The 19,602-nt window shown below is 56.8% G+C and carries 24 protein-coding genes; 16 read left to right on the forward strand and 8 right to left on the reverse strand.

Translation table 11 applies throughout. The annotated features are described in order from the left end of the window. Positions 1-25: 25 nt before the first annotated feature. Positions 26-727 (forward strand): DNA helicase, encoded by a 702-nt coding sequence (locus HKD40_RS10615; protein ID WP_169195725.1) that lies wholly within the window; start codon positions 26-28, stop codon positions 725-727. A gap of 8 nt (positions 728-735) precedes the next feature. Next, complete coding sequence (locus tag HKD40_RS10620; protein ID WP_169195726.1) at positions 736-1,080, forward strand: GFA family protein; 345 nt, start codon at positions 736-738, stop codon at positions 1,078-1,080. 374 nt (positions 1,081-1,454) lie between these two features. On the opposite strand, the gene mmsB is transcribed toward HKD40_RS10620, so the two are convergent. The 3 genes from mmsB to chvE all read right to left on the reverse strand — a co-directional run bounded on the left by mmsB (position 1,455) and on the right by chvE (position 5,441). Beyond that, the gene (mmsB, locus tag HKD40_RS10625; RefSeq protein WP_169195727.1) at positions 1,455-2,729 is read right to left on the reverse strand and encodes a multiple monosaccharide ABC transporter permease; all 1,275 of its coding nucleotides are present in this window, start codon (positions 2,727-2,729) and stop codon (positions 1,455-1,457) included. Beyond that, positions 2,726-4,258 carry a multiple monosaccharide ABC transporter ATP-binding protein gene (gene mmsA, locus HKD40_RS10630; RefSeq protein WP_169195728.1) on the reverse strand — a complete coding sequence of 511 codons (1,533 nt, stop codon included), beginning with the start codon at positions 4,256-4,258 and terminating at the stop codon, positions 2,726-2,728. Before mmsA ends, mmsB begins: the two co-directional genes overlap by 4 nt. 151 nt (positions 4,259-4,409) lie before the next feature. Continuing rightward, positions 4,410-5,441 carry a multiple monosaccharide ABC transporter substrate-binding protein gene (gene chvE / locus HKD40_RS10635; protein ID WP_211198469.1) on the reverse strand — a complete coding sequence of 344 codons (1,032 nt, stop codon included), beginning with the start codon at positions 5,439-5,441 and terminating at the stop codon, positions 4,410-4,412. Between the two features lie 451 nt (positions 5,442-5,892). Here chvE and HKD40_RS10640 point away from each other — a divergent pair, with 451 nt between their 5' ends. From HKD40_RS10640 to HKD40_RS10665, 6 genes are all read left to right on the forward strand, one after another. After that, positions 5,893-6,675, forward strand: coding sequence for a FadR/GntR family transcriptional regulator (locus HKD40_RS10640; RefSeq protein ID WP_169195730.1), 783 nt, complete (start codon positions 5,893-5,895; stop codon positions 6,673-6,675). A 106-nt stretch (positions 6,676-6,781) separates the two neighbouring features. Beyond that, positions 6,782-8,368 carry an FGGY-family carbohydrate kinase gene (locus tag HKD40_RS10645; protein WP_169195731.1) on the forward strand — a complete coding sequence of 529 codons (1,587 nt, stop codon included), beginning with the start codon at positions 6,782-6,784 and terminating at the stop codon, positions 8,366-8,368. A 114-nt stretch (positions 8,369-8,482) separates the two neighbouring features. Continuing rightward, positions 8,483-8,650, forward strand: coding sequence for a hypothetical protein (locus HKD40_RS10650; protein ID WP_169195732.1), 168 nt, complete (start codon positions 8,483-8,485; stop codon positions 8,648-8,650). Between the two features lie 35 nt (positions 8,651-8,685). Further along, positions 8,686-8,844: a DUF3309 family protein gene (locus tag HKD40_RS10655; protein WP_169195733.1), complete on the forward strand. Its 159-nt coding sequence runs from the start codon at positions 8,686-8,688 to the stop codon at positions 8,842-8,844. 194 nt (positions 8,845-9,038) lie between these two features. Next, a complete protein-coding gene (locus tag HKD40_RS10660) occupies positions 9,039-9,395 on the forward strand; it encodes a DUF883 family protein (protein ID WP_169195734.1) in 357 nt (118 codons plus the stop codon). 5 nt (positions 9,396-9,400) lie between these two features. Further along, positions 9,401-9,823, forward strand: coding sequence for a hypothetical protein (locus tag HKD40_RS10665; protein WP_169195735.1), 423 nt, complete (start codon positions 9,401-9,403; stop codon positions 9,821-9,823). A 5-nt stretch (positions 9,824-9,828) separates the two neighbouring features. On the opposite strand, the gene HKD40_RS10670 is transcribed toward HKD40_RS10665, so the two are convergent. Beyond that, positions 9,829-10,722 (reverse strand): diacylglycerol kinase family protein, encoded by an 894-nt coding sequence (locus HKD40_RS10670; protein WP_282567892.1) that lies wholly within the window; start codon positions 10,720-10,722, stop codon positions 9,829-9,831. A 13-nt stretch (positions 10,723-10,735) separates the two neighbouring features. Further along, on the reverse strand, positions 10,736-12,100 hold the full coding sequence (locus HKD40_RS10675) for a CHASE3 domain-containing protein (protein WP_169195737.1): 1,365 nt from the start codon (positions 12,098-12,100) through the stop codon (positions 10,736-10,738). On the opposite strand from HKD40_RS10675, the gene HKD40_RS10680 reads away from it, so the two are divergent. Next, the gene (locus HKD40_RS10680; RefSeq protein WP_169195738.1) at positions 12,099-12,266 is read left to right on the forward strand and encodes a hypothetical protein; all 168 of its coding nucleotides are present in this window, start codon (positions 12,099-12,101) and stop codon (positions 12,264-12,266) included. The genes HKD40_RS10675 and HKD40_RS10680 overlap by 2 nt on opposite strands. On the opposite strand, the gene HKD40_RS10685 is transcribed toward HKD40_RS10680, so the two are convergent. Further along, positions 12,263-12,817 carry an RNA polymerase sigma factor gene (locus HKD40_RS10685; RefSeq protein ID WP_169195739.1) on the reverse strand — a complete coding sequence of 185 codons (555 nt, stop codon included), beginning with the start codon at positions 12,815-12,817 and terminating at the stop codon, positions 12,263-12,265. The two genes, HKD40_RS10680 and HKD40_RS10685, sit on opposite strands and share 4 nt — an antisense overlap. A gap of 4 nt (positions 12,818-12,821) precedes the next feature. Next, entirely contained in the window at positions 12,822-13,040 is a 219-nt protein-coding gene (locus tag HKD40_RS10690) for a NepR family anti-sigma factor (RefSeq protein ID WP_169195740.1), read from the reverse strand. Between the two features lie 150 nt (positions 13,041-13,190). Here HKD40_RS10690 and HKD40_RS10695 point away from each other — a divergent pair, with 150 nt between their 5' ends. Together HKD40_RS10695 and HKD40_RS10700 are read left to right on the forward strand one after the other, a co-directional pair. Next, on the forward strand, positions 13,191-13,985 hold the full coding sequence (locus HKD40_RS10695; protein ID WP_169195741.1) for a response regulator: 795 nt from the start codon (positions 13,191-13,193) through the stop codon (positions 13,983-13,985). A 116-nt stretch (positions 13,986-14,101) separates the two neighbouring features. Beyond that, the gene (locus tag HKD40_RS10700) at positions 14,102-14,269 is read left to right on the forward strand and encodes a DUF1328 domain-containing protein (protein ID WP_169195742.1); all 168 of its coding nucleotides are present in this window, start codon (positions 14,102-14,104) and stop codon (positions 14,267-14,269) included. Between the two features lie 32 nt (positions 14,270-14,301). On the opposite strand, the gene HKD40_RS10705 is transcribed toward HKD40_RS10700, so the two are convergent. Beyond that, positions 14,302-15,036, reverse strand: a complete 735-nt coding sequence (locus HKD40_RS10705) for a YdcF family protein (protein ID WP_248306015.1) — start codon at positions 15,034-15,036, stop codon at positions 14,302-14,304. Positions 15,037-15,248: 212 nt separating this feature from the next. Between HKD40_RS10705 and HKD40_RS10710 the strand changes: the two genes are divergently transcribed. The 5 genes from HKD40_RS10710 to HKD40_RS10730 are packed head-to-tail and all read left to right on the forward strand — an operon-like array spanning position 15,249 to position 19,592. After that, complete coding sequence (locus HKD40_RS10710; protein WP_169195744.1) at positions 15,249-16,046, forward strand: amino acid ABC transporter ATP-binding protein; 798 nt, start codon at positions 15,249-15,251, stop codon at positions 16,044-16,046. Between the two features lie 48 nt (positions 16,047-16,094). Next, positions 16,095-16,844, forward strand: a complete 750-nt coding sequence (locus HKD40_RS10715; RefSeq protein WP_169195745.1) for a transporter substrate-binding domain-containing protein — start codon at positions 16,095-16,097, stop codon at positions 16,842-16,844. 60 nt (positions 16,845-16,904) lie between these two features. Further along, positions 16,905-17,717, forward strand: a complete 813-nt coding sequence (locus HKD40_RS10720; protein WP_169195746.1) for an ABC transporter permease subunit — start codon at positions 16,905-16,907, stop codon at positions 17,715-17,717. Further along, positions 17,714-18,451 carry an ABC transporter permease subunit gene (locus HKD40_RS10725; protein WP_169195747.1) on the forward strand — a complete coding sequence of 246 codons (738 nt, stop codon included), beginning with the start codon at positions 17,714-17,716 and terminating at the stop codon, positions 18,449-18,451. The genes HKD40_RS10720 and HKD40_RS10725 overlap by 4 nt, the downstream gene beginning before the upstream one ends. Before the next feature lie 4 nt (positions 18,452-18,455). Continuing rightward, a complete protein-coding gene (locus HKD40_RS10730; protein WP_169195748.1) occupies positions 18,456-19,592 on the forward strand; it encodes a succinylglutamate desuccinylase/aspartoacylase family protein in 1,137 nt (378 codons plus the stop codon). Positions 19,593-19,602 lie beyond the last annotated feature (10 nt).

The raw sequence follows: 19,602 nt of genomic DNA on the forward strand, positions 1-19,602 counted from the left end.
TTCGCTCTAGCCATGAGGTTTGACCATGAAGCTTACCCGATCCGTCTCTCGCCTGCGTCGCCAAGCCAAGACGATGTCGCGTGACAACGCCGTTCCCTTGCATGTGGCACTCGACACCATTGCCCAACAAAACGGTTTTGCCCGCTGGTCCTTATTGATCGCCCAAAACCCGCAACTCACGCCGCCTGAGCAGTTTTTCGCGCTTATGTCGCCGGGTGACCTGACCCTTATTGCGGCACGCCGCAACCAGGGCAAAACCCGCTTCGCCCTAGACCTGGCCCGCCTCGCAGCGCGCGCCGGGCTCTGGACCAAAATTTATAGCTTTGAGTATACCGACGCCGAATTGCGCAATCACCTCACCACTGAGGACGCGGACGACGCCATTGCGCTGAACTGCTCGGACGAGGTGAGCGCTCAGACCATTGCTGACGACCTCGCCCAAGCCGGTCGCCCTTCGTTTATCCTCATCGACTATATGCAGGCCCTTGATCACCAGCGCAGCAAGCCCGATCTGGGCACGCAATTGGAAATACTCAAAACCGCAGCGCAAGATCACAGCGCCATCATCTGCCTCATCAGCCAGATCGACCGCGCCTTTGACGATAACGACAAACGCTTTCCCGACATCGATGATCTGCGCCTGCCCAACCCAATCGCACCGCACCTCTTCAGCGTGGGAGCCTTTTTGAACAAGGGCTCCATCACCTTCCAGACGGTCCAGCCCTAGGGGAAACCATGCACAAAGGCTCCTGCCTCTGCGGCGCTATCCAGTTTTCAGTCTCAGCGCCGCTCGCCCCGCCCACCGCCTGCCACTGCATTCAGTGCCGCAAGCAGACAGGGCATTTTGAGGCAGGAACCGATGTGCCCAAATCCGCCCTCAGCGTGACGGGCGAGGAGAATTTGCGCTGGTATCACTCCTCGGAAAAAGTCCGTCGCGGCTTTTGCGGCACCTGCGGTTCAGCCCTTTTCTTTGATCCGATCCATGGCGATTGGATTGGCATTTTCATGGGTGCCTTCGACGGCCCCACCCATACCAAACTGGCGCAACACATCTTCACCGCCGAAAAAGGCGACTACTAAGCCATCACCGACGGCCTCCCGCAAAACCGACACTAAGCCGGTCCATCTATCCCCGCACGGCCCGGCCGTCTTAATCTTCCCCCTGCCGCCACGGCAAAAACCTGAGCCCCCACGCTCCGGGCTGGACTACGTGCTGCGCCCAGCCAGTCGCCGTCGCAAAATCCCTTTTCCAAGAAAACCTTCTGCCGCGTCCCATGCGTTTTGGGTCCCGATCCTTTGTGGCCCATGCCTAAGCTCCGCCAATGCCCCGCCCAGCCACGTGCCCAAAAGTGCCAGCCAAAAGCCACATCGGGGCCAATGGACGCCACAGCCAAAAACTCAACAAAAAACCGGGACTCTCGCCCCGGTTTCTAACGCTTCGCGGCCAGCTAAAATCAGGCCGAGCGGTTCTTGTTGTAGAGATCGAAGAACACCGCTGCGAGCAGCACGACGCCCTTGATCATCTGCTGCCAATCGATGTTCACGCCCATGATCGACATGCCGTTATTCATCACACCCATGATGAAAGCACCGATCACCGCACCCGCCACCTGACCGACACCGCCCAGCGCCGAAGCGCCGCCGATGAACACCGCGGCGATCACGTCGAGCTCCAGCCCCTGCCCCGCCTTCGGCGTCGCCGAGTTGAGGCGCGCCGCATAGATCATCCCGGCCAGAGCCGCCAAAGCACCCATGATTGCAAAGATGTAGAAGGTGGTGCGTTCGGTCTTGATGCCCGAAAGCGCTGCGGCTTTGAGGTTGCCGCCAATCGCATAAATGCGACGACCAAAGGTCAACTTCTTGGTCAGGAACACAAAGCCCGCGATCAGGATACCCATAACGACGAGCACGTTTGGCAGGCCGCGATAGGACGCCAGCATATAGGCGAAGAACAGCACCAGCGCCGCGATCACCACATTCTTGATGATGAAGAGGCTAAAGGGTTCAACCACATAGCCGCGCGCAATGCGACGCGACCGCGTACGCAGGCTGAAGAACATCATCGCCACAATCGCCACGATCGCGATCACCATAGTGGTGGTGTGAAGCACAACCGGCTTGCCGTTCTCGGCGATAAATGGCGTGGTCAAAGGGCCGATAAGATCAGGGATAAAACCGGCCGACAGCATCTGGAATTCTGCAGGGAACGGACCAACCGACTTACCCGCGAGAATGGCCAGCGACAGGCCCTTAAAGATCAGCATGCCCGCCAGCGTCACGATAAATGCCGGAACGCGGTGATAGGCGATAATATAGCCCTGTGCCGCGCCGATAGCGGCGCCCACGACCAGACAGATCGCCCCGGCCACAATCGGGTTCGCAAGGAATGCCAGCTCTGGCGGGAACTTCCACCCCACCATCAGCATCGCCGCCAAAGCCCCGACAAAGCCTGAGACTGAGCCGACCGAAAGGTCGATATGGCCCGCGACGATCACCAGCAGCATGCCCAGCGCCATCACGATGATATAGCTGTTCTGCAGGATAATATTGGTCAAATTCACCGGCTTAAACAGCACGCCATTGGTGAAATATTGGAAGAAAAGCATGATCAGGATCAGCGCCAGCAGCAGGCCGTAGTCCCGCATATTGGCCTTCAATGCTCCGACAAGGGTCAGCTCTTGGCCCTGTGCAGGCGCTGCAGCTCCAGTTGGTGCGGTGTCTGTGGTCATGATGCTTTTCCTTCGGCGCGCACGATAGAGCGCATGATCTTTTCTTGGCTGGCTTCGCTGGTCGGCATTTCGCCAACGATGCGGCCTTCATTCATCACGTAGAGGCGGTCCGTGATCCCCAGCAGTTCGGGCATTTCCGAAGAAATCACGAGGATAGCTTTCCCCTGTGACGCCAGCTGGTTGATAATGGTGTAGATTTCATATTTCGCGCCCACGTCGATGCCGCGGGTCGGCTCATCCAAAATCAACACGTCTGGATTGGCGAACAGCCATTTGGACAGCACAACCTTCTGCTGGTTGCCGCCAGAAAGATTACCCGTCACCTGATAGACGCTCGAAGAGCGGATATTGGTTTTCTTGCGATAGTCATTGGCCGCGTCCAGCTCGGCCAGATCGTCAATCACCCCGAGGCGAGAAACGCCCGCCAAATTGGCAATCGTGGTGTTGTTTTTGATATGGTCGATGAGGTTGAGACCATAGGTTTTGCGGTCTTCCGTGGCATAGGCGATGCCGCTAGCAATCGCGCGACCAACGGTCGAAATATCAATGGGCTGGCCGTTCTTGGTCACTTGCCCGGAGATTTTCTGCCCCCAGGACTTACCAAAGAGGCTCATGGCAAATTCGGTACGGCCCGAACCCATCAAGCCTGCAATACCAACGACCTCACCCTTGCGCAGAGTGATGTTGACGTCCTTGATAACGTGCCGATCCCGATGCTGTGGGTGGTAGGCATTCCAGTTTTTAACTTCGAGAATAACCTCACCAGCATGGGTCTGCCGGGCCGGATAGCGATCTTCAAGGGAGCGGCCCACCATGGAGGTGATGATCCGGTCCTCGGTAATATCCTGCGTATCCATCGTCTCGATGGTCTTGCCGTCGCGAATAACCGTTACCCGGTCCGCCACGCGCGAAATCTCATTGAGTTTATGGCTGATGATAATGGAGGTGATGTTCTGCTTTTTGAATTCCAGCAGCAGATCGAGCAGCGCCTGGCTGTCTTTTTCCGAGAGCGACGCTGTCGGCTCGTCAAGGATAAGAAGCTGCACGCGCTTGGACAGGGCCTTGGCAATTTCCACCAGCTGCTGCTTACCTACGCCGATATTGGTGATCAGCGTGTCTGGGTCTTCCGATAGGCCGACCATGCCAAGCAGTTTACGCGCGCCATCGCGGGTTTCATCCCAATCGATAACGCCGCTCTTGGCCACTTCATTGCCGAGGAAAATATTCTCTGCGATGGACAGAAGCGGCACCAGAGCAAGCTCTTGGTGAATGATCACAATGCCCTTGTGTTCGCTGTCGCGGATGGACCGGAATTGCTGTTCCTGTCCCTGATAAACGATCTGGCCTTCGTATGAGCCATGCGGATAGACCCCGCTCAAAACCTTCATCAGGGTGGATTTACCGGCCCCATTTTCCCCGCAGATGGCGTGAATTTCGCCTTCACGAACGTCCAGATTGACGTCCTGTAGCGCCTTCACACCCGGGAATGTCTTGGTGATGCTGCGCATCTCCAGAATAGTTTTGGTCATGCTGACCCTATGATTTAGAGCCACAGCGCCCCGCCAGACGCCAGTGCTGTCCCAAGTCATATGGCGGGGCCCTAAGGCTCCGCCTCTCTTCGCTCGCTCACAAGGATCGAAAAGGCCCGGACAACGCCGGGCCTTTCCATCCGTTTAAAGCTTACTGGAGTTCTTCGGCCTTGATGTAACCGGAAGCGATAACGCGTTCTTCGTAGTTGTTCGCGTCAACTTCGTATGGGGTCAGCAGGATCGAAGGCACAACCTTGACGCCGTTGTCATAGGTGGTGGTGTCGAGGCCGGTTGGCTCGCTGCCACCGATAACGGTGTCGAGGAGCTGCGCGGTGTACTGAGCCAGTTCGCGGGTGTCCTTGAAGATGGTCGAGTACTGTTCGCCAGCGATGATCGCCTTAACCGAAGGAACTTCAGCGTCCTGACCGGTAACGATTGGCCACTTCAGGTCGCCAGAGCCATAACCAACGCCACGGAGCGAGGAGATGATACCGCGCGACAGACCATCGTATGGTGCCAGAACACCGTGTACGATCGAGCCATCGGAGTAGTTGGCCGACAGGATGTTGTCCATGCGAGCCTGTGCAACAGCACCGTCCCAACGCAGGGTACCAACAACGTCCATGCCCTGCTGGCCGGACTTTACGACAACGTCACCGCTGTCGATCAGTGGCTGCAGAACAGACATGGCGCCGTCGTAGAAGAAGAAGGCGTTGTTGTCGTCTGGCGAGCCGCCGAACAGTTCAACGTTCCAAGGCTTCTGGTCTGCAAAGCGTTCTTCGAGGCCCTTTACTAGGCTGTTTGCCTGCAAAACACCAACCTGGAAGTTGTCGAAAGTGGTGTAGTAGTCGACATTGCCGCTTTCGCGGATCAGACGGTCATAGGCAACAACCTTGACGCCCTGATCAGCAGCCTGCTGCAGAACAGCGGAAAGCGTGGTGCCGTCGATCGAAGCGATAACCAGAGCGTCGACGCCCTTGGTGACCATGTTTTCGATCTGCGCGAGCTGGTTCGGGATATCGTCTTCTGCGTACTGCAGATCGACGGTGTAGCCCATGCCTTCAAGCGCACCCTTGAGTTCATTGCCGTCCGAGATCCAGCGCAAAGACGACTGGGTCGGCATAGCGATACCAACCGAGCCCTTGTCCTGAGCGAAAACGCCCGACAGCGCAGTGGTCGACAGAACAGCAGCACCAACGAGTGCCAGAATTGAGTTACGAACCTTCACGTCTCGACTCCCTAATTTTCGAGATGACTGTTTATGGTCACGACTTAGGAGCCGGATGATTTCTGGCGCAGCTTTGCCGGCTCCTCGCCATGCAAAAGCATCTCGCGCGCCAGTCAGCGCGCAAACGGGGGCCTGCGTCCAACGCAAACCACGGTGCCAATGAATTCCTCCGGTGCAGGCGACATGCGCCTGTTGAGCCCTCCCCTGCTCATGGCCGAAAAGCTAGTGCAATCTGATAGCTTCTGTAAAGTCCCCACACGTGCTTCAGAATATTTTTTCGAACCCAGAAGAAAATTGGACTGCTTGCTTGATCAGAAAAAATTCTCAGACTAACGTCCGGGCTCTGCCGCGGACCTAGTCAAATTATACGGTAGTGAGGATGTAAAACACATCAAAGGTATCTGATATGTTTGATAGTAATGAGCCATCACCCTTATCCAGCGATGGCACTATCAGCGCCGCAGATTCGGTCGCTCGCGATCTGGCAGACATGATCCTGACACAGATGGCGCCCGGCGCGAGCCTGCCCAGCGAAGCCGAGTTAGCAACACGTTATGGCGTGTCGCGCCTCACCATCCGCGAGGCCGTCAAACTCCTGGCTGGTCGCGGCCTGCTGGACTTGGCGCGAGGACGGCGCGCGGTTGTGCGCGAGCCAGATGGTTCGGTCTTCGCTGATTTCCTCACAGCCATATTGCACAATGATAGCAAGGGGCTTTTCGACCTCGTCGAGGTGCGTTTCTCGCTAGAAATGCAATCCGCCACTCTTGCTGCCAAGCGCGTCAACCGCGCCGGGCTGACCGCAATCGAAACCACTTTGGAGCGCATGCGCCAGTCTGCCGCCTCCGACAGTCCGGACGCAGAAGCCGATTTTCATAACGCGGACATTGCCTTTCACGAGGCCATTGCCCTCGCCAGTGGCAATCGCGTTTTAGGCTATCTGTTCGAGGCCATGTCCGGTCCCCTGCGCAATGGCGTTCGCATCAGCCGTCACGGCCAGGCCGCGCGCGGCCACACGATCCAAGACACGATAAATGCCCACCAGCTCATTCTCGACGCCATTCGATCCGGCAACGGGCGCGCGGCCGGTGAAGCCATGCGTGTCCATCTCAAGGACACCGAATCCGACATCCGCGCCGCGCTTGCCAGCATGACCAATCTACGCCCCACCCAGACCGACCTGCCCCGATAAGCCTCTGAGCGACAGAAGATTTCTCAAACTCTGCGCTAACGCTCCTGCCTAGCCCCACACCCTATCGTGGGCTATGGTCCGCGCCGGATGGAGCGGAGGGTAAGGCGTGTCACAGGATCTTCTGATTGGCGTCGATGTCGGCACAGGCAGCGCCCGCGCCGGGCTTTTCGACAAAGCAGGCAAGCTTTTATCGCGCCACGAAGTCCCCATCTCGATGCGGCGCTCAGATGCCCATCACGCAGAACATGATAGCGAAGAAATTTGGTCCTCTGTCTGCCAGGCCGTGAGGGCAATTCTCAATCACGCCAAAGCCGATCCTGCCGCAGTCGTCGGCATCGCTTTCGATGCCACCTGTTCGCTGGTCGTCCGGGATGCAGACGGCGTGCCAGTTACGGTTTCCCCTGATGGCAACGCGCGTTGGGATACTATTGTCTGGCTCGACCATCGCGCCATTGCCGAGGCTGAAGAATGCACCCGCACGGGCCACCGCGTGCTCTCCTCCATCGGCGGCGTGATGTCGCCGGAAATGGAAGTACCGAAGCTGATGTGGCTCAAGCGTCACCTGCCCCAATCTTGGTCACGCGCCAAACAGATCTTTGATTTGGCAGACTTTCTCTCTTGGAAGGCCACTGGCTCAAATCAGCGCTCGCTCTGCACCCTTGCCACCAAATGGACCTATCAATCCGGAGATGGCGCGGGCTGGCAGCACGACTTTTTTGAACAAATCGGCCTCGAGGATATCGTCGATCGCACCAGCATCCCGCCGCATCCTACCCCTGTCGGGGGCGATCTGGGCCCCTTGACCTCTAAGGCCGCGACGGAGCTCGGCTTAACCACGAAATGCCACGTCGGCGCAGGCGTCGTTGATGCCTATTCAGGCGCGCTGGCCACTCTTGGCCCGCTGACCAGTACCCCACTCGACCTCAATCGCCACTGCGCCCTAATTGCGGGCACCTCAAGTTGCGTGATGACCATGGCACCCGACTTCGCGCCCACCCCGGGCGTTTGGGGGCCTCATCATGGGACAATCCTAGGCGGCTATTGGCAAATGGAAGGTGGGCAATCGGCCTCCGGCGCCCTGCTCGATCACATTGTCCATTGGCACGCTGCGGGCGGCGACCCCACAGCCGAGCGTCATCGCGACATTATTGATCGCGTTCAGCAGTTGCGCGCCATCGAGGGTGTCGATTTCGCCAAGCGCCTTCATGTCGTCCCCGATTTCCATGGCAATCGCTCACCCCTAGCAAACCCAAATGCTTTGGGCGTCATTTCTGGGCTTACCCTCGATAGTGACTTTGATAGCCTTTGCCGCCTCTACTGGCGGACATGTGTTGGAATAGCCCTAGGCATTCGCCACATTCTCGACGCCATCAACACCGGCCCCTATGCGATTGAAACGATCCACGTCATCGGCGGTCACACCAAAAATTCACTATTGATGGAGCTTTACGCTGAGGCGACCGGCTGCACAGTGATCGAGCCCAACACTCCAGACGCAACGCTCCTGGGCATGGCGATGGCCGCCGCGAATGCCGCTGGGCTATATGATGGCCTGGCGCAAGCGACCATTGCGATGCACCAAGCCGGCACCGCCCACACACCCCACCGCAACGACGAAACCGCTTTTTCTCGCGACTACGATATCTTCTTGAAAATGCTCGCGCATCGCGCCGAGCTAGATGCCTACGCATAAGGACAATGCGCTGGAAACATTAGCGGAACTAATTTCGCTATGTCTCGTTCTCCCTGCAGCCCCGATGACTGCAGCCGTCTTGTACCCCCCAAGCCGGTTTATGGAGATACGATCATGCAGAATATCGAACTCAAATCCCTCGAAGATGCTGGTCGCACCACTGCAGTCTGGTCTTCCGATATTTCGGAGAAACCATCCCGCCTTGAAAGCGTTGCCTTCGCGCTTCTTCCGGCGTCGCTCATCCTAGTCGTCGCCGCGATTTTGCTGGTCGCGCTACTCTAGGGTCAGAGCTGCGTTCGCGCCACTTAGGAGGTCTTATGACACTAGGCACCATACTTCTTATTATTCTCATCTTGCTTCTGGTCGGCGCACTGCCCAATTGGGGCTACTCGCGTAACTTTGGCTATTTCCCGTCCGGCATTCTGGGCGTAATTTTGGTCGTCGTGATCATCCTGCTGCTGATGGGACGAATTTAGATAAGAACACCCAAAAACGGGCAGACTTCCCTCAGGCTCTTTGAGCCCGCCCGTTGCAAGACGGCATTGCCCCCGCCCGTCTTGCCCATGATCCCGGCGACCTAACGGTCTTGCCGGGATCATTCTTTATTGGCCCCTTCGGAACTCAGACCCAGCATTCGCGTTTAGTACACACACATAGGGGAGTATTATTTATGGCAAGTTCAGACGTCACCACCGCAGCAGCCAAGGCGAAAAGCACAACGCGCGAAGCAGAACTGGAGCTTCAGATTTCACAACTGCGCGAAGACATTAAGTCGATCACGGACACTGTTGGAAAACTCGCAAACAGCAAGACCGAAGAGGCCAAGGGCAAGCTGAACGAAGTTAAAGACGCTGCGGCCAATGAACTTGAACACCTCAAGGCCAAGGGTCAGGACCTGATCGGCGAGGCCCAGGGTCAGGCAGAGCAGTATGAAAAGCAGCTCAAGGACACCATTCGTGAAAAGCCACTGACTTCGGTTGCGACTGCAGTGGGTATTGGTTTCGTCCTCGCCCTTCTGACACGGTAAGCCTTATGGGTCTGATAGCGCCCCTCGCGGCGCTACTCGGCTTAGAGGTAGAGAACATTGCCGACAAGGCAAAGGCGGCAGCAATCGTCTATGGCCTGCTGGGCTTGTTCTCTACCATTGCCATCGTCTTCCTGCTTGTCGCTGCCTATCTGGCACTTGCTGATCTTTTTAGCCCGGTGATCGCCGCGCTCCTGCTCGCTGGCCTATTTGTCTTGCTTGCAGTGGCGCTATTCCTCGGCGCTCAGATTGGAAAGAACCAACAAAAGCGCAAGGTCGCTCAGCGTCGTCGGTCCAGTGAAACCGGCGCCTTCATCACCACAGCAGCGCTCACTGCTGTTCCGATGATCCTGCGCGCACCAATGGCGGCTAAGCTTGCACTGCCTGCTGCTATTATCGGTGCCCTAGCTCTGCTCCGGAACCGAGAGTAACCGTCTCAAACCACTGTTGCTGGCTGAACAATTGCCAGTGACAGTGGTTTCAATTCGAGCACCACCCTCTCCTCCAGCGGTATCAATTCCCCATCGATCACGGCGAAAGCGCCGCGTTTGCGCTTGGGAAAAGTGAGCACGACCTTGCGCGCCTCGATCTCGGTGACCGATGGGTTGTCCCGCCATTGGCCGGTCACGATATCTTTAACGAGACCCAACAGCGCATTGGATGTCAGTGCACCAGCCACGTAGACGCCGAGCTTGCCGCTATCGAGCCGCGCTGCCACGGGCAGTCCACCGGCACCAACCGGGTTGTTGGATACCGCCAGGCCAGAGCTATGCTGAGACACCAAGCCCTGCGCCGTTTCGATTTCGACCGCAAAGCGCGGCGGGTTCACCATTGACGAAAACACCGCGCGCAGGCTCGCCAGCATTTTGCCGATCCGGCCATGATAAGTCATCGAATTACGGATCCGCACCAGCCGTGCATGAACGCCGACACCAAACTGAAAGACGAACGGTCGGCCATTGGCCGTTGCGACGTCGACATGGGCTATGCGCCCCGCAGCCAAAGCGCTAATCGCCGCCGTCAGGTCCATCGGCCCACCTATGGCGCGCGCGAACATGTTCATTGTCCCCGCTGGCAGAACACCCAGCGGCTTGCCGCAGTGGTAGGCCACAGCTGCGGCGACAGAGATCGTTCCATCGCCACCACCGGCTATAATGCCGTCCACCCCATCATCCTCCGCGGCCGCCTGCAATGCTGCCTCGACCTCATTGCCACGGACCTGCACACACTCAAGCTTGTGCCCTTCCGCCTCAAAACTGGTCGTCGCCAGCGCGGTGAAAGCGTCAAGATTTGTGGTTTTCATCGTTCCACCATCCCGATTGAGGATCATGCGGAAGCGCAATCTAGGCCTCGTGACCGTGGAGCAACTGCCCCAGCTGCGGCATGGTTATACGCACGGTTAGACCACCGGTATCGCGGCGTATGTACTTCGGTTCCCCGCCAAACTGATTGGAGAGCTGCTTGACGATAACCGACCCAAGCCCCTCATCGCTCGTTTCATTCTGCAGCCCCGCCCCATCGTCCTCGACGTCAAGAACGGCAATCCCATCATCACCCTTGTAAAGCTTGACGATGATGGCCCCGTTCTGGCCATTGGGAAACGCATGCTTGAGCGCATTGGTAATCAATTCGCCCACGAGAATACCCAAGGTCGTTGCATCTCGCGCACCAACCTCGATGGGTTCGATCTCAGCGGAAATGCTGACACGCCCACTGTCCGCTTGGGTGTCGGCGATATCCTCGACAACAGCACCCAAAAACTCAGCCGCACTCGTGGTTTCAAGATCGTCACCCAGTCGCAACCGCCTATGCGCGGAAGCGATGGCATGGACGCGTTGACGCGCTGCCTCAAGCGCAGTCTTCACCTTGTCGGAGTTAGAGCGCATTGCCTGCAAAGCGAGGAGAGACGAGACCGTTGCCAAGGAATTGCCGATACGATGGTTCATATCCTGCAGAAGCGTCTCGACGCGTTCCCGTTCCTTTTCAGCAAGGGTTTTCGCCTCTTCGATAACCTTTGTTCGTTCAGCAACCTCGGATTCGAGCAATTCGTTCTGCGATTTCAGGCCATGCCGCTCCATCGCCAAAAGGCTCACCTGGCGCTGCGTGCGCGCCAGTAGCGAATAGGCCAACACCACGGAGGCGAACACTGCGGCAATCATCGCGAAGGCGGATAGGCTTCTTGTCTGACGGATCGCCTCGTTTCTCTGCGCGAGCTTTTCGTCTTCTTCGGCCACAAAGTCCGCCAGCGTCTGAGTGACTTCACTCATCAACCGCGCACCGAGCCCAGTCTCCAAGAGATTGAGCGCTTGCCCGCCTTCATTCAGCCGCGCGAGTTCGACAACCCGCTGCATCTCGGCGAGCTTACCCACGAAAGAACCTGTAATGCCTTCAAGCCGCGCGTGTTGGGCGCGGTCGTCTTCTGTCATGGTCAGTAGAGTGTCGGCATCGTCACTGATGCCAGCGATAGCGGATTGATAAGCCTGATAAAATTGCTCATCGCCGGTCAGCAGATAGCCACGCTGGTTCGCTTCCGCCTCAACAAGCGATTGGCTCAATTGGCTAGCAGATGTCCGCACAGCGAAGGTCTTGGTGACATCTTCAAGCTGACGTTCGAAGCCACGCAGCAAAAGCAGTGACGTCACAACGCCCAAGCACACCAAGGCCAAAGACGACCAAATAGCGACCCTGCGCATTTGCGGGCGCAACATGGGTCTCGTCTCTGCCGACTTGGTTTCCATCGTCAAAGGCCCCGATCCGATATTCAACTCCACTGCCCCGCTCAAGGCCGACATCAAGACGGCCTTGCATCACATCAATGGCAGTATTGAGGCTCAGGGCGAGAGAGATGGCAATAGGTGCCTCACTCACCCCTAGAACGAGTGGTTTCCTGATGTCACCTGCGCTGAAACAGCATCCGGACCATAGTCAGACTCGCCGCTGACTTTGAGAATATCAGTGAGGCGCGACCGCGCTCTGGAGACCCGGCTCTTCATGGTTCCCACCGCGCAATCACAGATGGCTGCCGCTTCTTCGTAGGAGAAGCCCGAAGCGCCGATCAGAATAACAGCTTCACGCTGATCATCTGGCAGCTGCGCCAATGCCTTCTTGAAATCCTCAAGATCCATGGAGCCATACTGCGAGGGATGCACAGATAGTCGTTCGGTAAAAGCACCGTCGCTATCTTGCACCTCGCGGCCGCGCTTGCGCATCTGGCTATAGAATTCATTGCGAAGAATGGTGAAAAGCCATGCCTTGATATTGGTGCCCATCTCAAAGCTGGACTGCTTCGCCCACGCTTTCATAACGGTATCCTGCACCAGGTCATCAGCCTTGTCGTGCTTGCCGGTCAAAGACACAGCAAACGCGCGAAGACTAGGCAAGGTCGCCAGCATTTCTCTCTTAAACGAGGGAGTCTCGGCTGCCATGAGGTTACTCCCCACCCGTTTGGGCACTAGCAGCTTGAGCCCTTTCGGCCTCATCCAGTTTTTCTAGTAAATCTAGAAGTTGGTCAGGAACCCCCTCGTCCTGCACTGCTCCATAAAGAGCACGCAAACGCGAACCAATATCGGAATTCGGCCCCAACCCGTCGTCTACCCGCCCCTCATGCTTTCGCATGTTCGGCTGAGTCACACGATTATCCTTTGTCATTCACCCGACCGTTCAGTCTTGCACTACTCTATTTAACAGTTACCAATGCACACATAGGGCAAAAGTTCCAGTACATCGGAACTTTCCTTTATCATGGTCGTTAAGGATAAAGTGCAAGATTGCACGAGCGTCACTGGGGAGCTATTTTCTATGTCACTATCTATGCGGATTGCGCCGCACCTGCCCTACCTCCGTCGTTTTTCGCGCGCAGTGACTGGCTCACAAACTTCTGGCGACGCCTATGTCGCCGCTACTCTAGAAACTCTAATTGCCGATATTAGCCTATTCCCAGAAGCGTCTAGCGATCGCATAGCGATCTACAAACTCTTCTCCGCCTTGTTCTCCTCCTCTGCCATTACGATCCCATCGCCTGTTTCCAGTTTCATTTGGGAGCAGCGTGCGGCGTCTAATCTTGCCAATTTGGCCCCGCGCCCGCGCCAGGCATTTTTGCTGGTTGCAGTCGAAGGTTTCACCAATGATCAGGCTGCAGAAATTCTGGATGTAAGCGCTGAAGAGTTCACAGTTCTCCTGCGCGAAGCCTCGACCGACATCTCCCGTCAGGTCGCGACCGAAATTATGATCATTGAAGATGAACCGCTCATCGCAATGGACATTGAGCAGATGGTCGAAAGCCTCGGCCATAAGGTCGTCAGCATTGCCCGCACCCACAAAGAAGCTGTGGCGATGTTCAATGACACCAAGCCACGCATGATCCTCGCCGACATTCAGCTTGCTGACGGAAGCTCGGGCATTGATGCGGTAAACGACATTCTCAACGCTGCGTCTGTGCCGGTCATCTTCATCACAGCCTTTCCCGAACGACTGCTCACAGGTGAACGTCCGGAGCCAACCTTCCTCGTCACCAAGCCGTTCAACCCAGACATGGTCAAGGCGTTGATCAGTCAGGCCCTATTCTTTGACGAAGGTTCCCGGGCGGCAGCATAAACTGCAAAATCAAATCTAAAGCAGAATGCCGGTTCATACCGGCCTTTTTCTTTGTCGAACGGAACTCGAAGGGCGGCGGAACAGTTTATATTTCAATTCAAACTTTGGAGATTGAGATGCTGTACTACGCTCTCGTATTCCTCGTTATCGCTCTTATCGCTGGCGTGCTCGGCTTCGGCGGCATTGCAGGCGCCTCTGCGGGCATCGCGCAGATTCTGTTCTTCCTGTTCTTGGCCTTCCTCGTCATATCGCTGGTCATTGGCCTGATGCGCCGTAAAACCTAATTTCAGAAAGCGGTGCTCCGGCACCGCTTTTTTTATTGCCTTGGGGCAGGCAGGATATCCCCAATTCTGCCGGTAAGCTTGTAAGCCACAAGGCCAATCCATTCGCGCATGGCAACGGTAAGCACTTCAAGGTTGAGAGCAGGATCGTCGAGGTTCAACCCAAAACGCTCATTGCCCGAGCCTTGGTAGTCGGTTGGCCAAGCAAACACCTCTACGCCTTGCGCCCGAAATAGCCCGACAGATCGCGGCATGTGAAAAGCTGACGTCACCAGCGCAATGTTCCGGCTGTCCTTAAGGACGTTTGCCGTGAACGCTGCGTTCTCCGCCGTATTCCGAGACCGTCCTTCCAAAACGAGCCGCGATCGATCAATTCCGAGCTGAACAAAGAGACGTTCAGCCGATTCCGCCTCCGTCTCGATCTCGGGCACTAGCAACCCGGACCCGCCGCTAAAGACAATCTTAGCCTGAGGGAAACGCTGTGCCAGGGTTACAGCTTCCATAAACCGATCCCCAGCGCTATTCAGCTCCGTAACGCCGCGCGCCGCGCTGATCCGCCCATAGGTTGAGCCACCCAAAACAAGAATTGTATCGAGGCCGTCCGGAAGCACCGCACGCTCGAATCTATTTTCCAGCGGCGCAATTAAAACCGCGCCAAAGTTGGAGAAACCTGCAAGCAGTGTGAAGACAATCGCCGAGGCGATAAAGCTGATGGCCATACGTCGCTTGCGGAAGAAGGTGCCGATCATCGCTGCGACTAAGAGTATCAAAATAATGCTTAATGGCTGAGCGATGAGCCAAAAAATCTTCGATAGCAGGAAGAACAACGCTACCCCCGATCTTACACCCTCTTTGGGTAAAGAACCCTTTTTCACTTGCTATCTCACCGACTTCTGGTTTTCTACCAAATGGTCAAGATTGCGTGCCTCAAAAATAGCGATCACCGGTCAGCAGGAAGGCTCTTTCGAGGGCTAAGGTCAGTATGAGTCAAGCCGAACCCGTTGTGAACGGGGCAAATGCCGTTGTCGAACTGCGGAATATCCATAAGTCCTTTGGTGAGCTTGAGGTCTTAAAAGGCGTTTCGTTCACCGCGAATGAAGGTCAGGTCATCTCGTTGATCGGCTCGTCCGGCTCTGGCAAATCGACGCTACTGCGCTGCATCAATATGCTTGAAGTGCCCAATCAAGGTGACGTTGCCATTGGTGGTGAAGTCATTTCACTGGTGGGCAACGGCCATGCGCGCCGTATCGGCGATGAAAATCAGATCCGTCGCATCCGCTCGGAACTGGGCATGGTGTTCCAGTCCTTCAATCTCTGGGCGCACATGACTGTTCTTGAGAACGTCATGGAAGCCCCATTGATCGTTCAAAAGCGCCAGCGCGCCGAGGTGGAAGCAGAGGCTCGCGCCATGCTCGACAAGGTCGGCATCGGTGCGAAGGCGGACGCTTATCCATCCCAGCTATCGGGCGGCCAGCAACAACGCGCTGCAATTGCGCGCGCACTGTGCATCAACCCGCGCGTCATGCTGTTTGACGAACCTACCTCGGCTCTCGATCCGGAGTTGGGTGTTGAAGTGCTACGCGTGATCAAGCTTCTCGCTGACGAGGGGCGCACCATGATCCTTGTGACCCACGATATGGATTTTGCGCGGTCGGTTTCCGACCATGTTATCTTCCTGCATCAAGGGCTTATCGAGGAAGAGGGAACACCTGATCAGGTGTTTGGTGCAACCAAGTCGGCGCGTCTTAAACAATTCCTCAACGCAGCGAACCACGACTGACGAGGATTGGCCTTAAGGCAAAAACCAAGAATTATAGGAGAGAGCGTTATGAAGAAAATTATGTTTGCCGCCGTTGCCGCACTTGCGCTGACCGGCGCGGTCTCCGCACAGGAAACCGTCCGTATCGCAACTGAAGGTGCATATGCACCTTGGAACTTCCTCGATGACAACGGCAATGCTGCCGGTTTTGAAATCGAGCTGGGCAATGCAATCTGCGCTGAAGCAGGTCTCACCTGCGAGTGGATCCTGAACGACTGGGATTCGATCATCCCGAACCTGCTCGCTGGCAACTACGACCTGATCATGGCTGGCATGTCGATCACTGAAGAGCGTCTCAAGACGATCGACTTCACCCAAAACTACTTCCCACCAGATCCTTCCAAGTATGTTGCTATGGCAGCGACCGAGCTTGATTATGCCAACCTCTCCGGCGCCCGCGTTGGCGTTCAGGGCGGCACCATTCAGGCTGGCTATGCCGAAGAACACCACGCCGCCAACAACACCATCATCACCTTCGCGACCGCCGACCAGGCGATGGCCGATCTTGCTGCAGGCAACATCGACACCATCCTCGCCGACGGCGCTTATCTTGAACCAGTCGTTGCAGCTTCTGGCGGCGCGATCGAATTCAAGGGCGAAAACGTGCTCATCGGTGGCGGCGTTGGCGCTGGCGTCCGCAAGGATTCCGAAATCAAGACCAAGGTTGATGACGCGATCACCGCTCTGAAGAAGAACGGCACCGTCGACACCATCATTGCGAAGTGGTTTGAAGGCCACGGCCCATATTTCGCTGAATAAGGCTTAAAGCCCAACATCGGCCTTTCCCGCCATCGGGAAAGGCCTTTTAGAGATTCCCATATGTTCGAAGACTTTGCATTCTGGGTCGCCTACCTCACCAACGGTAAGCACATGACCTGGTACGCCAGCTTTCAGTTTACCGTTATTGCAGCCCTGCTCGGTGGGGCGCTTGCTGTTGTCTTCGGGCTAACTGGCGCGACGCTGAAAAGCTCGCGCTTTCTACCGCTCCGTCTGATCGGGTCCACCTACTCCGCTATCGTTCGCGGCGTCCCAGACATCCTCTTTTTCCTCTTCTTCCCGCTCGCCTTCGAGCAGGGCGTAGAGTGGTTCATCTCGACCCAAGTGTGTAGCGCCGACATGATCGCCGCACAGAACGCACCTTGGCCTCCGTGTAAGGAAGCTAACTGGTTCCTGGGCACCACCGAATACCTGCTGCTCGCTAGCGTTTCCCTTGGCCTCGTCTATGGTGCGTTCGCGACCAACGTCATTCACGGGGCGATGCGCTCCGTGCCCCATGGCCAGCTTGAAGCGGCGCGTGCCTTTGGCATGTCCTCAAGCCAGGTGTTGTGGCGCGTGCATGTCCGCCAGATGTGGGTCTATGCCCTGCCCGGTCTCTCGAACGTCTGGCTGTTGCTCGTCAAAGCAACCTCGCTGCTCTCGCTCCTGCAGATTGCCGATATCGTGCTCTGGGCTGATCGTTTGGGTGCGCCAAATTTCCTACCCGCTGTAGGGTTAGTCCACGACGATTGGCGCTGGCGGTATTACCTCGTCCTCTTCCTCTTCTACATCCTGGTCACATGGGTTTCCGAACGCGTGTTTGAAGCGATTATGCGCAAGGCTGGTCGTGGGATTCTTAGCGAGGTGGCAGCATGATCCAGGAATTCATCGACGACGTGATCGTGATGGCCCCGGCTGTATTGTACAATCTGTACTTTGCTGCCGCATCGATCCCACTTGGCTTCGGGTTCGCGGTGCTTCTCGCACTTGGCAAAGCCTCGCCCAATAAGATGATCAACCATTTGTCGCGCGGCTTTATCTACGCCTTCCGAGGTTCGCCGCTCTTCATCCAGTTCTTCATGTTCTATTCTCTAGCGCTGTCGCTGAACTTGAGCGTCTGGCGTCCTTTGGGCATTTCCGGTTTTGTGCTACACCCGCTGTTTATTGCGCCGCTGGTCCTGACCATCAACACCGCTGCCTACACCGCCGAGATTTTCTACGGCGCTTTGCGTGCTGTTCCCAAGGGCGCGATTGAAGCCGCCCGGGCTTATGGGATGAGCCGTTCGCAGCAGTTCCGACGCGTTATCTGGCCAAACATGATCCGCTTCGCTTGGCCCGCATATACCAATGAAGTGGTGTTCCTGTTCCACGCGACAGCCATTGTTTATTTCGCGGTGCCGGTGCTGAGCGGTCAACGTGAGCTTATGCTCACCGCCAAGGATTTTGTCGAACGCGACTTCAACGCCTTCCTACATTTTTCGGCAGCAGCCGTTATCTTCCTCGCTGTCTCGTTGGTCATATTCGCCATCTTCGGCGTGATTTATCAGCGCCTCATGCGCCACCTCCCCTCCCAGCCGGGCCTTCGTTTTGCGCCCAAATGGTTCCGCTAAGAACATGACTTTCCAGCAGCACTCCACTGTCGTGGCCGGCGATGCGCCTGGCCACTCAACCACGCTTTATTGGTACACCGTCGGTCCTGAAACCGCCGAGACCAAGGTGCATCTTCAAGCGGCCATGCATGCCGATGAACAGCCCGGCACCATGGCGCTCCATCACCTGCTGCCCATGCTGCGTGATGCTGACGCCAACGGAAAGCTCAACGCACGCTTTGTAATTTTCCCGTCGGTCAATCCGCTCGGTCTCGACACGCGCGTCCTGCGCCGTCACATCGGTCGCTATGATCTCGGCAGTGGCATCAACTTCAACCGCCGTTGGCCAGACCTTTATCCGGCGATTGCGGACAACGTCGCTGGCAAGCTCGGAACGAGCGGCGCTGAGAACGTCAAAACTTTGCGTGCTGCAGTTGGTGAATGGCTCGACAGCCAGATCCCACTCACCGCAAACCAGAAGCTGCGGGTTCTGGTCATGAAGTCCGCGCATGACGCGGACATCGTGCTCGACCTGCATTGCGATGACGATAGTCTCCAACATATCTTCACTTCGCCCGAGATGACCGGCCTTCAGACTTTGGCAGATCGTATGGGTGTGGCGGCAACGCTGACCGCTGAAGACAGCGGCGGCGGCTCTTTCGACGAAGTGCTCCCGAACCTCTATCGTAAGGCACAGGCCGCCAATCCAGGCCTGCCGATCCCGATGGCCGCTGAAACCGCGACCCTCGAATATCGCGGCCAAGCCGACGTGTTCGATCACATCGGTAGCAAGGACGCTAATGGTCTTTATGGCTTCTTCTGTGATCGCGGCTTGATCAACGACACTGTTAATCCCGCTACGCCAGCACCCGCTTTCGTGCCGTTTGAAGCGACAGAGGTTCTGCGCACAGACCGCCCGGGCCTTCTCGCCTATCGCGTCGAGCTGGGCGATGAAGTCAAGAAGGGCGACGTGATCGCCGATCTCATCGCCATGGACGGCCCCGAGGCCTTTATCGCCCGCACGCCAATCACCACCAGTGCAGATGGCTTTGTGCTGTCCCGCGTCATGGCCAAGTATGTGCCAGCAGGTGCGTCCATCGCCAAGATCGTAGGCAAGGAAGTCCTCCCCAGCCGCGCTGGCGGTTACCTTCTCGAAGACTAAACACAAAGGG

It is taken from the genome of Devosia sp. MC1541 (assembly GCF_012847305.1).
Lineage (GTDB): Bacteria > Pseudomonadota > Alphaproteobacteria > Rhizobiales > Devosiaceae > Devosia.

Coding starts and splice junctions, on each gene's coding strand:
- HKD40_RS10695 (WP_169195741.1), top strand. CDS start 13,191: ATGTCACTATCTATGCGGATTGCGCCGCACCTGCCCTACCTCCGTCGT.
- HKD40_RS10675 (WP_169195737.1), bottom strand. CDS start 12,100: ATGTTGCGCCCGCAAATGCGCAGGGTCGCTATTTGGTCGTCTTTGGCC.
- HKD40_RS10640 (WP_169195730.1), top strand. CDS start 5,893: ATGTTTGATAGTAATGAGCCATCACCCTTATCCAGCGATGGCACTATC.
- mmsB (WP_169195727.1), bottom strand. CDS start 2,729: ATGACCACAGACACCGCACCAACTGGAGCTGCAGCGCCTGCACAGGGC.
- HKD40_RS10730 (WP_169195748.1), top strand. CDS start 18,456: ATGACTTTCCAGCAGCACTCCACTGTCGTGGCCGGCGATGCGCCTGGC.
- HKD40_RS10685 (WP_169195739.1), bottom strand. CDS start 12,817: ATGGCAGCCGAGACTCCCTCGTTTAAGAGAGAAATGCTGGCGACCTTG.
- HKD40_RS10655 (WP_169195733.1), top strand. CDS start 8,686: ATGACACTAGGCACCATACTTCTTATTATTCTCATCTTGCTTCTGGTC.
- HKD40_RS10660 (WP_169195734.1), top strand. CDS start 9,039: ATGGCAAGTTCAGACGTCACCACCGCAGCAGCCAAGGCGAAAAGCACA.
- HKD40_RS10715 (WP_169195745.1), top strand. CDS start 16,095: ATGAAGAAAATTATGTTTGCCGCCGTTGCCGCACTTGCGCTGACCGGC.
- HKD40_RS10710 (WP_169195744.1), top strand. CDS start 15,249: ATGAGTCAAGCCGAACCCGTTGTGAACGGGGCAAATGCCGTTGTCGAA.
- HKD40_RS10620 (WP_169195726.1), top strand. CDS start 736: ATGCACAAAGGCTCCTGCCTCTGCGGCGCTATCCAGTTTTCAGTCTCA.
- HKD40_RS10725 (WP_169195747.1), top strand. CDS start 17,714: ATGATCCAGGAATTCATCGACGACGTGATCGTGATGGCCCCGGCTGTA.
- HKD40_RS10680 (WP_169195738.1), top strand. CDS start 12,099: ATGGGTCTCGTCTCTGCCGACTTGGTTTCCATCGTCAAAGGCCCCGAT.
- mmsA (WP_169195728.1), bottom strand. CDS start 4,258: ATGACCAAAACTATTCTGGAGATGCGCAGCATCACCAAGACATTCCCG.
- HKD40_RS10665 (WP_169195735.1), top strand. CDS start 9,401: ATGGGTCTGATAGCGCCCCTCGCGGCGCTACTCGGCTTAGAGGTAGAG.
- HKD40_RS10670 (WP_282567892.1), bottom strand. CDS start 10,722: ATGATCCTCAATCGGGATGGTGGAACGATGAAAACCACAAATCTTGAC.
- HKD40_RS10615 (WP_169195725.1), top strand. CDS start 26: ATGAAGCTTACCCGATCCGTCTCTCGCCTGCGTCGCCAAGCCAAGACG.
- HKD40_RS10690 (WP_169195740.1), bottom strand. CDS start 13,040: ATGACAAAGGATAATCGTGTGACTCAGCCGAACATGCGAAAGCATGAG.
- HKD40_RS10700 (WP_169195742.1), top strand. CDS start 14,102: ATGCTGTACTACGCTCTCGTATTCCTCGTTATCGCTCTTATCGCTGGC.
- HKD40_RS10720 (WP_169195746.1), top strand. CDS start 16,905: ATGTTCGAAGACTTTGCATTCTGGGTCGCCTACCTCACCAACGGTAAG.
- HKD40_RS10650 (WP_169195732.1), top strand. CDS start 8,483: ATGCAGAATATCGAACTCAAATCCCTCGAAGATGCTGGTCGCACCACT.